This window comes from Crystallibacter permensis (assembly GCF_025960875.1).
Taxonomy (GTDB): Bacteria; Actinomycetota; Actinomycetes; order Actinomycetales; family Micrococcaceae; genus Crystallibacter; species Crystallibacter permensis.
Genome location: NZ_JAODLR010000008.1, coordinates 1 through 12,333 on the forward strand (window position 1 = coordinate 1; position 12,333 = coordinate 12,333).

Genomic DNA, 12,333 nt, shown 5'->3' on the forward strand with positions numbered 1-12,333 from the left:
CACACCACAATTTAGTGGCTACAAACGGTGGTACAAAAGAGGGCTGATCACCCGGAACCACAAGGAACCAGGGCGATCAGCCCACGTAACTTCGGCCTAAGCCTTCTTGAGCTGGCGGGCCCGCAGGAGCGGGGCGAAGAATTCGGCCAGCTCCGCAGTCGCCGTCAGCGGCAGGATGTTGGCCACGTACTGGTCCGGCCGGACCACCACGACGACGCCGCCGCGGTCGAGACCGCGCGCTTCGAAGATGTCCTCATCCTTGCCAACGCCGAAGACCTTCTCAAGGTTGGTCAGCTGGAACGGCCCAACGTTGGGCTTGAACACGTCGGGCACCGCATTGATGTCGACGTTTTCGTGCTTCTGCTGGTAGATGACCTTCACATCGAACCAGGCGTCGAGGTCCGCGCCTTCCGGGGTGGCCGCGAGCGGCGAGTCAGGGGCGTTCTTCAGCCATTCGGCAAAGTCGGCGACCGGCGAGGCTGCCCCGGCCTTCGCCTGGTCAGCGAAGACGTAGATGCGCCAGCGGCCGTCGGCGGTGGCCAGGTGTCCGAGGTGGAGCGGGTTCGTGTCGCAGACGCGCGAGACCTTGGCGGACTTGAAACGCTTGCCGAGGGGGAACCCGGTGGCGAGGTCCTGGTGCGCGTTCTCGCCGGTCAGGATCGAGGGGGCATACTCGGTCATGAAGCCCGCGGGGAACTCGGCGGTGCGGACGTAGAAGTCCTCAAGCTCGGAGGGGGAGCTGAACTCTTCGGGCTTCTTCGCCATCAGCGTCGACCATTCCTTGTCGAAGTCGATGAGGTTCTTGGCCACAACCTGGCGCTCGGCCGAGTAGGTGGACAGCAGGCTCTCCGGAGCGCGGCCTTCCAGCACATGCCCGAGCTTCCATGCGAGGTTGAAGCCGTCCTGCATGGAGACGTTCATGCCCTGGCCGGCCTTGGCGCTGTGGGTGTGGCAGGCGTCGCCGGTGATGAAGACGCGCGGGGTCCGGGTGCCGAGGTCCTCAAGGTGCACGTCGTCAAACCTGTCGGTGAGGCGGTGGCCCACCTCGTAGACACTGTGCCAGGCAACGTTCTTCACATCGAGGGTGTAGGGAGCCAGGATCTCGTTGGCCTTGGCGATGATCTGCTCGATGGAGGTCTTGCGGACCGCACCCTTGTCATTCTCGGGCACGACGCCGAGATCGACGTACATGCGGAAGAGGTATCCGCCTTCGCGGGGGATCAGCAGGATGGAACCGCCGTCATGCGACTGAATGGCGCACTTGGTGCGGATGTCCGGGAAGTCGGTGTTCGCGAGGACGTCCATGACGCCCCATGCATGGTTGGCCGCGTCTCCCGCGAGGGTGCAACCGATGGAGGCGCGCACCTTGCTGCGGGCGCCGTCGCAGCCGACAACGTACTTGGCGTGCACCACGCGCTGCTGGCCTTCGTCCGGTCCGGCGCTGCGTACCAAGGTGACCTTAACGGGGTAATCGCCCTCGTCGGTGACCTCCAGGCTGCTGAACTCCCAGCCGAAATCGGGCTTCAGGCGTGCCGGGGAGTTGTGGGCAAACTCGGCGAAGTAGTCCAGCACGCGGGCCTGGTTGACGATCAGGTGCCGGAATTCGCTGACGCCGTGCTCGTCATCGAGGGCGCGGCCGCCGCGGACGATGTGCTTGGGGTTGTCCGTGTCCGGGCGCCAGAAGTTCATTTCCGTGAGCCAGAAAGCCTCGGCAGTGATCTCCTCGGCGAAGCCGAAGGCCTGGAAAGTCTCGACGCTGCGGGCCTGGATGCCGTCCGCCTGGCCGAGCTCCAACCGTCCGCCGCGGCGTTCGACCAGGCGCGTGTTGATGTTCGGGAACTGGGCGAGCTGGGCGGCAGCAAGCATGCCTGCCGGCCCGGAGCCCACGATGAGGACGTCGACCTCGTCGGGGAGTTCCGAGGGGCGGTCGATGCCGACACCGGCAGCCGGCTGGACTTTCGGGTCACCTGAAACGTAACCGTGGTGATGAAACTGCACGGGCTTTCCTCACTTCGTTGTGCCGTTGTCGGCTGGTTCGGTGTTCAATAATAGAACATGACGCTCGATAATCGAATAGCTTTCGGTGTAAATACTGTAAGGCAAACATGACGCACGTAACAACTACTGTTTCGGCGAAAGGGGGAATGTGGGGTATATCGGTGCCTGGCCCGCTCAGCGAGTAGGGCGCACCAGGAATTGGCGTCCTTCTTCGCTGGTGTACTGCAGGCCTAGCCGAGTCAAAGTAAGACGATGACGGCAGCGGATGCGTACCGAGTGGCGTGCGTCCGCTAGGGCGCGGGATTTCCGACGATGTTAACGCCGAGAGCTTGGAACCGCAGTGTCAGCCAGTCGAGCTGATTCGGGAAGGCGAACGCGCGTTTGCCATCCTCTCGCGGTACCAGATCGCTGCTGACGACGCGATCACCGAAGAGAACATAGGTGCGCGAGGTGTCGTGCCGGTTGCTCATCCACACAAGCCCGCTACGTGTGGCTGCGGCGCCGCGACAAGCGCAGGCTCGAACACAAAGTTATGCATGCGGTGCTGTCCCTGCCGTTCCTCGGCATGTCCGCGCTCATGGTGATGGGCGCGCTTGCGTCGCAATAGGCTCTCGACTACTCGAAGAAGTCCTCATCAATTTCTGCGACAGTGTAAGTCTTGGCGACCTGAACGCCGACGCCATGTCGGATCATGAGATCTGTGAGTTGTTTTCCATCGATAAGGATGACCCTAGTTGGAATCGATTTAGCGTATTCCAGCGCCCCGTTAGAAAACCTGCTGGTCGTAATGAAGACTCCACGTGTTGCTCCCCGACCAGCAAGTGCGCCGACGAATCCCTGGATCGCTTCGCGTCCGACCGTGACCTCTGGAGCGTAGCGTTTGGCTTGGATATAGATCTGGTCGAGACCGAGGGCATCCTGGTCAATGACACCATCCACGCCACCGTCTCCTGATCCCCCGATCCGCCGGCCACGGTTCTCTGCGCCGCCATATCCCATGGCGAGCATGAGCTTGACCACGGCCTCTTCAAAGAAATCGGGGTGCCTTTCCTGTAGCCGCTTCAAGAGATCAGTGGCAAGGTCCGCCCGAAGCAACTCAATTCCCCGGTCGATCTGTTCCGTCGGGTCAAGCTCGGAGTCTTCGTCAAAAGTGTCAGCCGGATCTGCTTTCGAGACGTTCTGCCTTCGCGGTTCGTAGTCTCGATATGCTGGGATTTCCTTCAGCTCATTCTGACTAAAGCCGTGAGGATATTTAGCGAGCAGTTGCTTACCGAGATCCGTAATAACAAACCGGCCTCGCTCCGGCTTGGCTACTGCAGTAGCCCGAGTTAGATCGGACATCGCCCATCCAATACGGTTTTCTGCCTTCGACTGACCTGAAGCCAGCATAATGGCCCGCTGCTCAGGAGTTATCCCCGCCTCATCCAGAACTTCAGCAACGAGGTCACGGCGAACTCTCGGTTTGCCATCAGCGAGAACCTGGAGGACAGGATGCAGGAACTCGCCCCACTTCGGAATCGGTTCATCGGCGGTTGCAGCGAAGTCGTCGATCATTGTTCTCCTGAGAGATCTCGATTTTGCGCTTACGACGTGATGGATAGCTATATCGGAGTCTAGGCGAAGTTCCCGACTTTCTGCCGGTTATGGAAGAAAGCTGATGAGGCAGATGGATCCCCTGGCGTTGGGAATCAAATCGTCATGTTTTTTTCACTTCGGCTTGAGGTGCCGCTGTCCATCCCGATACTTCCGCTTGGATAAGAGCAGATCGCCGAGCGGGCCGCTGGGCAGATGGATCCATCCTTCCTGACGGGCAGCTTCGAGGTGTTCGTCGCCCGGCAGCAGTGTTGCTCCCATGAGGGCGGCGCGGGTTGTCAGAGATGCGATGAGGGAATCCAGCAGGTCATCCGATGCAATCAGGGCATTCCGATGTGGTCCGAGGTCCAGCCACGGTGCCAGCTCTTCCAGCTGTTTCAGAATGAGGTTGCGGACCTCCGATTCAGGTGTTCCCTTGCCCTTGTATTTCCGCGCTTCGATGTTCCACAACTTGAGGGAAGCCGCCGGGTAGACCTCTATGAGCAGGCCAGATCCATCAAGGGGTTGGTATCCGTGTTCCTTGGCAATTTTGGCTTGGATGACCGCGCAGCGCATGGCAGGGTGGGCCAGTCGGTCCGCCGAAACGCTCAGCGGAATCAAGCCGGTGATGCTCGTGACGAACCGGTCGCAGTCCCGGTAAGCGAGGAGACGGCGGCCAGCAATTCCGTCGTGCTGGAGCACTGAACTCGCGTCGCGGTTCAGGTGGCCCGTGAGAAATGGCAGCAGCGCTTGCGGCCAGCCGACAGGGCAGTCAACGCCGGTTGCATCCGCGCGCGCGAAGAGGCCGACGATGTCTTCGTCGGTGACGCCGAGCTGCAAATGGGTCAACCGCGCGGCATCAGGTGCCCAATCGAGGACGGCCGCAGCGGTTTTCTTCGGATCTGCGGCAAGATCGATGCCGAGGGTCTTCATGCGCCTACTCTATTTGTGGCCGGTGAACATGTACGTGCTGGCGGATGAGGAATCAACAACCCGACGAGAGGACTCTTGAGTGAGTGACGCCGGTGAGTTCGTGGACGCCGCGCTCCAGCATGAATCGTCTTGGGAACGTGCCGAGGCCTGGGAAGCGCAGCTGGGTGACGGCCTGAGTTACTACGGTGCGTCGGTAGGCGCTGTCCGCGGAACAGTGCGCGACGCCGGCAGGCGCTACCCTAGGCTGTCGCACGACGAGATCACGGCGCTGAGCTCCGAGCTGTGGGCGGTGCCGGTGTTTGAGCGCCGCCTCGCCGCCGTCGTTCTGCTGCAATCCAACCTCCGTCTGCTGGACAATTCGGACCTCACGCGGCTGGAGGGCTTTGTGCGCTCGGCCCGCATGCCATCCCTGGTCGATCCGCTGGCCGTGGACGTCGTCGGCCCCATGGTCGAGGGGCTGGGTGTACCGCAGCGTGTCCGCGCGGATGCGGTGTTGGACCGCTGGGCGGAGGACGACGACGTGTGGCTGCGTCGCGCCGTCGTACTCTCGCCGTTGCGGGCTCTTCGGAAGGGCGGAGGGGACTGGGACAGGTTTGCCCGGCGCGCGAAGATCCTGCTCGAACAGTCCCAAGACGCCGGCACGGAGGGCGAAGTGGTTCGCGAAGCGGTTGCCCTGGTGCTCGCAGAAGTGGCGAAAACCAGGCCGGAACTTCAGCTGCCGCCGTAGGCCTCCGGGACAGGCCCTCTCCAAGTCCGGGAGGCAGATTTTTGATGGAACCGAAGCGGCAGCGGGTATAAGATCAGGCCTCATCGGGCCGGAAGGCCGGCCCGTCCTGGCGCTTCGGCCGGGAGCAGGCCGAAATATTGCCGGGCTGAGCAGGAAGGCCAGCCATGGAGCACATTCGGGCCCTCGAGCAGTCGATGAATCCCTACCCCCACTACGAAGCGATGCGCGAAACCGCGCCGGTTTTCCACGATGAGCAAACCGGCATCTGGCACGTTTTCAAGTACGACGACGTTCACCGCGTCCTGTCCGAGCACGCCACGTTTTCCTCCCAGATGCCGCCCGGTGATCAGTCGGAGACGGGCCAGCTGTTCGCGGCCAGCCTGATCAACACCGATCCGCCGCGGCACCGGCAGCTGCGCTCGCTGGTCAGTCAAGCGTTCACGCCAAGGGCAGTTGAGGCACTTGGCCCGCGCATCTCGGAGCTGACTGGGGAACTGCTGGGCCGGTTCGCCTCGGCAGGAACGGCCGACCTGGTCAAGGAACTCGCCTATCCGCTGCCGGTGATCGTGATCGCGGAACTGATGGGTATACCGCCCGAAGACCGCGACCGTTTCAAGCTCTGGTCCGATTCCATCGTCAGCCAGACCACGGGCGGTGACGGCGAAGCCGACCATGCGCTCTACGGTGAGATGGTCGAGTATTTCCTGGCCATGATCGAACAGCGACGGCGAACCCCGGGAAACGACCTGATCAGCGCATTGCTGGCGGCGGAGATCGACGGGCAGCAGTTGACCGTCCCCGAACTGCTGGGCTTCTGTGCCCTGCTGCTGGTGGCCGGCAACGAAACGACTACCAACTTGATCGGCAACGCCGTGCTGACCTTTACCGAACATCCCGACACCGTCGAGCGACTGCTGGCCGAGCCGGAACTGCTGCCGCACGCTATCGAGGAGGTGCTGCGCTATCGGTCCCCGGTCCAGGCCATGTACCGGACAACTGCCGTCGATGCCGTGTTGGGGGACCAGCGCATTCCGGCTGGCTCCGTACTCATCGCCTGGATCGGTTCGGCCAACCGCGACCCGCAGCAGTTCGAACGGGCGGAAGAGTACGACGTCGACCGCCCGCCATTCCACCACCTCGCCTTCGGCCAGGGGGTCCACTTCTGCCTCGGGGCCCCGCTGGCCCGGCTGGAGGCCAGGATCGCGCTGCAGTCCGTGCTCTCCCGTTTGCCCGGAATCTCGGTGGTGCCGGATCAGCCGCTGGAACGAGTGGACAGCACGATCATCTACGGCCCCAAGCGGCTCCCGGTCACTTGGCAGCAGGAGTGAGCGCACCCCGACCGTCTGCCCGGCAGGAATTTCGGCTCCCGCTGGCTCAGGCTGGTCGCCGGGGCCGCCGGTTCTTGAGGTACTCGGCTGGCATTCCTGGCCCGATCCGCACCTTCACCTCGGCGGGATCTATCGGTCCGCATTTGGCACATACAGTTGCCTGCCTGACCTCCCCGCCGCATGCCGAGTGGTCGTAGAGGATAGGTGGCTCTCCGGGAGCGGCCCAGCGGTCTCCCCATTGCGTGAGTGCGATCAACGCCGGGGCAAGGTCGCGGCCCTTGGCGGTCAGCAGGTATTCGTGCTGCGTCGGCTGCTCTGAGACCTGACGTCGCTCCATGATGCCAGCCGCGAGAAAGGCATCGAGGCGGGCCTTGAGGATGTTGGTCGCGATGCCCAGGTTGTGCTGGAAATCGTTGAAGCGGGTCACCCCTGCAAAGAGGGCATCGCGGACGATCAACAAGCTCCAGCGTTCACCTACCACTTCGAGAGCGCGAGCGATGGAACACACTTGGGATTCATACGTCTTGCCGAGCATATAAAAGAGCATACCCACAACGCTTGCATGATGAAAGTGTCGCGGAGTAGTATGACTTGCATCACACAAGTAGCGCGTCGATCCGTTGGCGCAACCCATGGTCGGCGCGAAGATGATTGGAAGTCGTCATGAACAGCCTCACCAAGACCTTTTCGGTCGATCAGACTCCCGAAGAAGCCTTCCGTGCGATAACGAATGTGCGCGGGTGGTGGTCAGGAGAGATTGAAGGAGGAACCGAGACTCTCGGCGACGAATTCACCTACCGCGTCCAGGGCATCCACTACTCAAAATTCAGGATCACCGAGCTGGTCCCAGCGAAGAAGGTCGCTTGGCTGGTCCTGGACAGCTATCTCAGCTTCATACACGACAAGGAAGAATGGACCGGAACGACGGTCAACTTCGAGCTCTTCGAACGGGACGGCCTCACGCAGCTGAGGTTCACCCACGAGGGCCTGCTGCCCGCGCACGAATGCTTCGATGTCTGTTCGGACGCGTGGGGCGAGTACATCAACGGGAGCCTGCGGCATCTGATCACAACCGGCTCTGGCTTGCCCAACTCGTATGAGCGCGATGAAGTGATCGAGGGGGTACGCGCAAGAGAAGGCAGGCTTTAAGCCAGTGATTCCACGACGACAGCGGGGCGCACCGAGGCGAGCCCCCGCCGTCGTTGTTGGTGCTATTCGGAGCGGAGGGCTGCTGCAACAGTGCCCGCCGCTGAGCGCTTATGCTCATCGGCGCCGCCGTCGTTGTTTGACGGCAAACGGTGCCCGGCTGCTTGGGTTCTGAGCGCTACTGCTGCGGCAGTTCCTGGACGATGAGGAACATGGCACCGGTGGGATCGGTCAGGGTGGCGACGCGGCCGAACGGGGTATCTTCTGCCGGCTGCACCACCTGCCCGCCGAGCGAGGTGGTCTTCTCGATCGCGGCGTTGGTGTTTTCGACGGCGAAGTAGATGCGCCAATGGGCAGGGATGCTTTCGGGCAGGAAGGAGCTGACGTCCATGATGCCGGCCTTGGCATTCTCGCCCGCGCCGAGGGTGGTGTACTTGAACTCATCGGTGTCGCTCAAGACGTCCGTGTCCCAGCCGAACACGTCCTGATAGAACTTCACTGTGGAGGGATAGTCGCGCGTGAAGATTTCGTGCCAGGCTGGCGAACCCGGTTCGGCAGCGAGCTGGAAGCCGGTATGGCCGCCGAATTCCCAAACGCCGACGGCGGCCCCTCCGGCGTCGCCGATCATCGCCATTTTGCCCTGCTCGGGAACCTCCATCGGCGGCATGAAAACCTGACCGCCACTGCTGGCCGCGGCCTGGGTGGTGGCGTCGATGTCATCCACGCGCAGGTAGGTGGTCCAGACGTCCGGGTAGCCGGACTGGCCGTCGTTTTTCATCAGGCCGGCGACGGACTGGCCGTTCTTGAAGGCCATGATGTAGCCGCCGTACTTTTCCTCATCGCCGGTCTCGTAGGTCCAGCCGAATAGTTCGGTGTAGAAGTTCTTGGCCTTTTCCGGATCCGAGGTCATCAGATCGATCCAGCACGGCGCTCCGGGGGTGATGTCGGGCTTGGGCATAGCGGTTCTCCTATCGATGGTGTGGAGATGGCAACAGGGGGAGTCTATGCCGGGCACCGGTGGGCGGCAATGGTAGCTAATGTTTATTGGGTTGAGCATGTACACGGGACTACGCTTTGAGGTGTACCTCACATCGATTTTGGAGTTCGTCATGCCATCATCAGAAAAACCAGCTCTGTCCCGACGTGCCATGCTCGGAGGGGTAGCAGCCGCGGGTGCGCTGCCCCTGCTCGTGCCTGCAACCGCCGCCGCTTCTACGAGACGGGCGCCGTTGCGTGCGGCTACCCGGACCAAAGCCGTTCTCCTGGGCACGAATGGCGGGCCGGGATGGGGCCTCACGGAGCCGCCGCGGATGGGCATTGCCTCCGCGTTGGTCGTGGGGGACCGCTACTACCTGATCGACGCCGGTGAAGGCGTCGGCTTCCGGCTCATGGAAGCGAAGCTGGGCAACTGGGAGGCCCGGGCTGCGCTGAGCGGACTTCGCGCCATCTTCGTAACGCACCTGCACTCGGACCACATCAGCGACCTCTCCAACATCCTGAGCCTGGGCCTTTATAACGGACTGTCGGCCGCGGACAGGCCTGTGCCGATCTGGGGTCCCGGCAACCGCGGCGACCTTCCGCCGGTGGCCGGTGACCGGCCCGCGCCGCCGGTTGTATCGCCGGAGAGCCCGACGCCGGGAACCAAGGAGACGGTGGAATCGATAGTCCGCACGTTTGCCACGGACTTTAACGACCGAGCGCGTGACGGCGGGACACCGGTACCGCAGCAGCTGTTTGCAGGCCAAGACATTCCGATCCCCGAACAGTACCTGGCGGACCCGAACGGCAACCCCCATCCGCGGATGAGCCCGGTGCCCTTCTATGAAGACGACCGGGTGAAAGTATCGACAACGCTAGTCCAACACGCCCCGGTCTTTCCTGCCCTAGCATTCCGCTTCGAGACCGACGACGGCGTTGTGGTTTTCTCCGGTGACACCGGTCCCAGCGAGAACCTTGTGGAGCTGGCCCAGGACGCGGACATCCTGGTCCACGAAGTCATCGCGGAGGAGTGGGCAGCCGAGCGCTATCCGGAACCGCGCAGTCCTGAAGCGGAAGCGGCCTACCAGCATCTGATCCAGTCCCACACCGCAGTGGAGGAAGTAGGCGCCATTGCCGAAGAGGCGGGCGTCTCCACCCTGGTCCTGAACCACTTTGTGCCCGGCGACTGGCCTGTAGGCAAGTGGCAGCGTGCCGCCCAAAAGGGCTTCAGCGGGAAGTTGATCATTGGGTCAGACCTGGACGAGATCGGGCTCTGACCATCGAAGAGGCAGGAGCCACCGCCGGATAGGCGGTGGCTCCTGCTCGAGTTCAGCGAAGCTTGTACTCAGTCCGCCGTCTGGTCCCAGCCATAGTCGGGGTAGTCGAAGAAGTCGCCGCCGTCGAGCGAATCGACTTGGCCGGTGGCCATTGAATCAACCAGCGACTCCAGTCCGGTCTGGACGGTCTGGACAAGCATGCCCTTCATCTTTTGGCCGAAGTCGTCGGACTGGCCCCGCACCTCGAAAAGCACGGTCGCCGAGCCGTTCAGCGCAAACGCTGAGCGGCCCTGCCCCGCATACTCCCGCTCCTCTGGATGGAAATAACGTCCGACGGCGGCAAGCGGGGATTGCGAGCCGTAGCTGTCCTTAATCCCATCGGCCACTGCCAGCGCATACCGGCGGGACTTGTCCTGGTCCAGTAACGGCCAGTCCTCCTGATACGCAGCGCCGTCGTTGACACCCAGCGGCGGGTAGTCCAGGGCGACGGAAATGTGCTTGCCGTCCTGTTCGCCTCCCGTCTGCTGGTCGCACGGTCCCATATGGTGCAGATCGACGACGGCGTCCACCTCGCCGAATTCTTCCTGCAGGTCCACGTAAACATCCCTGATGGTCCGGGACTCCGGCGCGAGGAAGAATCCTGCATCCTCCTGCAGGCCCGGTAGATCTCCGGGCTGAGGCACGTAGTCCAGGTTTGCGTTGAAATCGCGGTTCAAGTCGAACCCGGGCAGGTCGATGCCGCCGTTGCTCAATCGGTGGTACCAAGCCGGCTGGGATCCTTCGAGTTGCGGATGCAGACTTTCGACGTCGTCCCAGGACATGACATTGGTGCGGCGGTTGAGTTCGCCGCCGTCGGGATTCACCATAGGCATGGCGACCAACGTGACGCCTTCGAGCGCTTGCCGGGTTTCCTCATCGTTACTGGAGGCCAGCTTCTGGAGGATCCCCAGGAGGGCCTCGGTGCCGGTCCGTTCATTGCCGTGGATGGCGCTTTGGACGAGCAGCACGCGGTCACCCGTTCCGACCCGGGCCGTGTAGAGGTCACGGCCGAGCGCAGATTGGCCCACCACTTCGACTTCTACACGGCCGCTGCTGTTCTCTTCAATGCGCTCGAGCCGTGGACCGAGCTCCGCATAACTGGTCCAGCCACTGAACTGAGGATCATCGGAAGTCTTGCAGATACCTGCCCCTGGCGCGTTGGATTCCCCTGGGGCGGCTCCGGCGGGGACAGCGGTAACCATCGTGCACAGCATCGTTGCTGCACCAATGGCGCCGAGTAATCTGCGGGGACTTCTGGCGAAATTGCTCACTGGTTTCTCCTCATGCGAGTGATTGGGACAAACCAAGCGTTGCCAGAGCATCCTCTAGGGTCAATAGTCATTGATGGTATTGGGCTTGCAAACTACGAAGTAAATGTTTGTGGACGCGCTGCCCGGCCGCATGCATTGCTACTTCCTCGGTGGCGACAATGATGCCAGTGAACTTGTCCGCGTATTCACCGAGCTCAGGGTCAACGCTTCCGACGACGGCGAAAACCGGTTTGCGGGCGGTGCGGACGAGAATCGCCGAGATGATTTTGCCTTGGCCTGTTTGTGAGTCGAGGCGGCCTTCCCCGACGACGACGGCGTCGGCCTCTGCTACGTGCCGGTCAAAGTCCACTGTGTCGAGAATGAAGTCGGCGCCGGAGACCAGTTCAGCTCCGTAATGGGCCCACATGCCGCCGCTGAAACCTCCTGCAGCACCGGTTCGTGCCAGACCGCGGGGATCGTTCGGGTAGCCGGCAGCCTGCTGGTGTAATCGTTCGGTCAGGTGCTGAACTTGGGCCGGGTCGGCCCCTTTTTGCGGGCCGAATACTATTGCGGCGTCCTCGAATACGGTGGTCACGTCGCTCAAGACCACCACCTTCGCCCCGTGCAGGCCGCCATGGTCTTCGATGGCCGTCACAGCGCCGGTGCCGCCGTCCGTCGTCGCGCTCCCTCCGGCCGCGACGATGATCCGGGTGGCTCCGCGGCGCGCAGCGTCGGCCATGAGGAGCCCGGTGCCGTACGTGTCGGCGGTGAGGGCACTGCGCTCGCCGGAGCAGGGGAGGGTGATTCCGCTGGCAGCGGCCAGACCAATCACCGCCGTTCCGTCCGAAGCCAGTGCGTAGGAAGTGCGCAGTGGATCGCGCCATGGCCCCACGGTGTCTGCATCAACCTGTTCGGCACCGAGGGCGTCGCGAAGGATCTCGTAGGTTCCCTCGCCGCCGTCGGCCACGGGGAGTTCGACGGCGGTGCCTCCTGCCGCGCGCACGCCGCTGGCGATGTGGGCGGCCACTTCGTTTGCCGGGTAGGTGCCTTTGAAGCTGTCCGGCGCGATCAGGATTTTCATGGTG

At 62.7% G+C, this 12,333-nt stretch carries 12 protein-coding genes; 4 read left to right on the forward strand and 8 right to left on the reverse strand.

The window, feature by feature from the left end; translation table 11 throughout:
• Positions 1-96: 96 nt before the first annotated feature.
• The 4 genes from B0G38_RS11070 to B0G38_RS11085 form a co-directional block, all read right to left on the reverse strand.
• Positions 97-1,998: an FAD-binding monooxygenase gene (locus B0G38_RS11070; protein ID WP_264669504.1), complete on the reverse strand. Its 1,902-nt coding sequence runs from the start codon at positions 1,996-1,998 to the stop codon at positions 97-99.
• Positions 1,999-2,288: 290 nt separating this feature from the next.
• Positions 2,289-2,468, reverse strand: coding sequence for a hypothetical protein (locus B0G38_RS11075; protein WP_264669505.1), 180 nt, complete (start codon positions 2,466-2,468; stop codon positions 2,289-2,291).
• 145 nt (positions 2,469-2,613) lie between these two features.
• Positions 2,614-3,552, reverse strand: a complete 939-nt coding sequence (locus B0G38_RS11080; protein ID WP_264669506.1) for a restriction endonuclease — start codon at positions 3,550-3,552, stop codon at positions 2,614-2,616.
• A 153-nt stretch (positions 3,553-3,705) separates the two neighbouring features.
• Complete coding sequence (locus B0G38_RS11085) at positions 3,706-4,503, reverse strand: DUF429 domain-containing protein (protein ID WP_264669507.1); 798 nt, start codon at positions 4,501-4,503, stop codon at positions 3,706-3,708.
• Between the two features lie 79 nt (positions 4,504-4,582).
• On the opposite strand from B0G38_RS11085, the gene B0G38_RS11090 reads away from it, so the two are divergent.
• Entirely contained in the window at positions 4,583-5,230 is a 648-nt protein-coding gene (locus B0G38_RS11090; RefSeq protein WP_264669508.1) for a DNA alkylation repair protein, read from the forward strand.
• Between the two features lie 164 nt (positions 5,231-5,394).
• Entirely contained in the window at positions 5,395-6,558 is a 1,164-nt protein-coding gene (locus B0G38_RS11095) for a cytochrome P450 (RefSeq protein ID WP_264669509.1), read from the forward strand.
• Between the two features lie 46 nt (positions 6,559-6,604).
• On the opposite strand, the gene B0G38_RS11100 is transcribed toward B0G38_RS11095, so the two are convergent.
• A complete protein-coding gene (locus B0G38_RS11100) occupies positions 6,605-7,105 on the reverse strand; it encodes a winged helix-turn-helix transcriptional regulator (RefSeq protein ID WP_264669510.1) in 501 nt (166 codons plus the stop codon).
• 116 nt (positions 7,106-7,221) lie between these two features.
• Between B0G38_RS11100 and B0G38_RS11105 the strand changes: the two genes are divergently transcribed.
• Positions 7,222-7,707 (forward strand): SRPBCC family protein, encoded by a 486-nt coding sequence (locus B0G38_RS11105; protein WP_264669511.1) that lies wholly within the window; start codon positions 7,222-7,224, stop codon positions 7,705-7,707.
• 175 nt (positions 7,708-7,882) lie between these two features.
• Here B0G38_RS11105 and B0G38_RS11110 read toward each other — a convergent pair whose 3' ends face one another.
• Entirely contained in the window at positions 7,883-8,662 is a 780-nt protein-coding gene (locus tag B0G38_RS11110; protein ID WP_264669512.1) for a VOC family protein, read from the reverse strand.
• Between the two features lie 151 nt (positions 8,663-8,813).
• Here B0G38_RS11110 and B0G38_RS11115 point away from each other — a divergent pair, with 151 nt between their 5' ends.
• The gene (locus B0G38_RS11115) at positions 8,814-9,959 is read left to right on the forward strand and encodes an MBL fold metallo-hydrolase (protein WP_264669513.1); all 1,146 of its coding nucleotides are present in this window, start codon (positions 8,814-8,816) and stop codon (positions 9,957-9,959) included.
• 68 nt (positions 9,960-10,027) lie between these two features.
• Here the strand turns inward: B0G38_RS11115 and B0G38_RS11120 are convergent, their stop codons facing one another.
• The gene (locus B0G38_RS11120) at positions 10,028-11,269 is read right to left on the reverse strand and encodes a M14 family zinc carboxypeptidase (protein ID WP_264669514.1); all 1,242 of its coding nucleotides are present in this window, start codon (positions 11,267-11,269) and stop codon (positions 10,028-10,030) included.
• Positions 11,270-11,336: 67 nt separating this feature from the next.
• Positions 11,337-12,329, reverse strand: a complete 993-nt coding sequence (locus tag B0G38_RS11125; protein ID WP_264669515.1) for a glycerate kinase — start codon at positions 12,327-12,329, stop codon at positions 11,337-11,339.
• Between the last annotated feature and the right edge of the window lie 4 nt (positions 12,330-12,333).

Coding starts and splice junctions, on each gene's coding strand:
- B0G38_RS11075 (WP_264669505.1), bottom strand. CDS start 2,468: ATGAGCAACCGGCACGACACCTCGCGCACCTATGTTCTCTTCGGTGAT.
- B0G38_RS11080 (WP_264669506.1), bottom strand. CDS start 3,552: ATGATCGACGACTTCGCTGCAACCGCCGATGAACCGATTCCGAAGTGG.
- B0G38_RS11085 (WP_264669507.1), bottom strand. CDS start 4,503: ATGAAGACCCTCGGCATCGATCTTGCCGCAGATCCGAAGAAAACCGCT.
- B0G38_RS11095 (WP_264669509.1), top strand. CDS start 5,395: ATGGAGCACATTCGGGCCCTCGAGCAGTCGATGAATCCCTACCCCCAC.
- B0G38_RS11100 (WP_264669510.1), bottom strand. CDS start 7,105: ATGCTCTTTTATATGCTCGGCAAGACGTATGAATCCCAAGTGTGTTCC.
- B0G38_RS11105 (WP_264669511.1), top strand. CDS start 7,222: ATGAACAGCCTCACCAAGACCTTTTCGGTCGATCAGACTCCCGAAGAA.
- B0G38_RS11110 (WP_264669512.1), bottom strand. CDS start 8,662: ATGCCCAAGCCCGACATCACCCCCGGAGCGCCGTGCTGGATCGATCTG.
- B0G38_RS11115 (WP_264669513.1), top strand. CDS start 8,814: ATGCCATCATCAGAAAAACCAGCTCTGTCCCGACGTGCCATGCTCGGA.
- B0G38_RS11125 (WP_264669515.1), bottom strand. CDS start 12,329: ATGAAAATCCTGATCGCGCCGGACAGCTTCAAAGGCACCTACCCGGCA.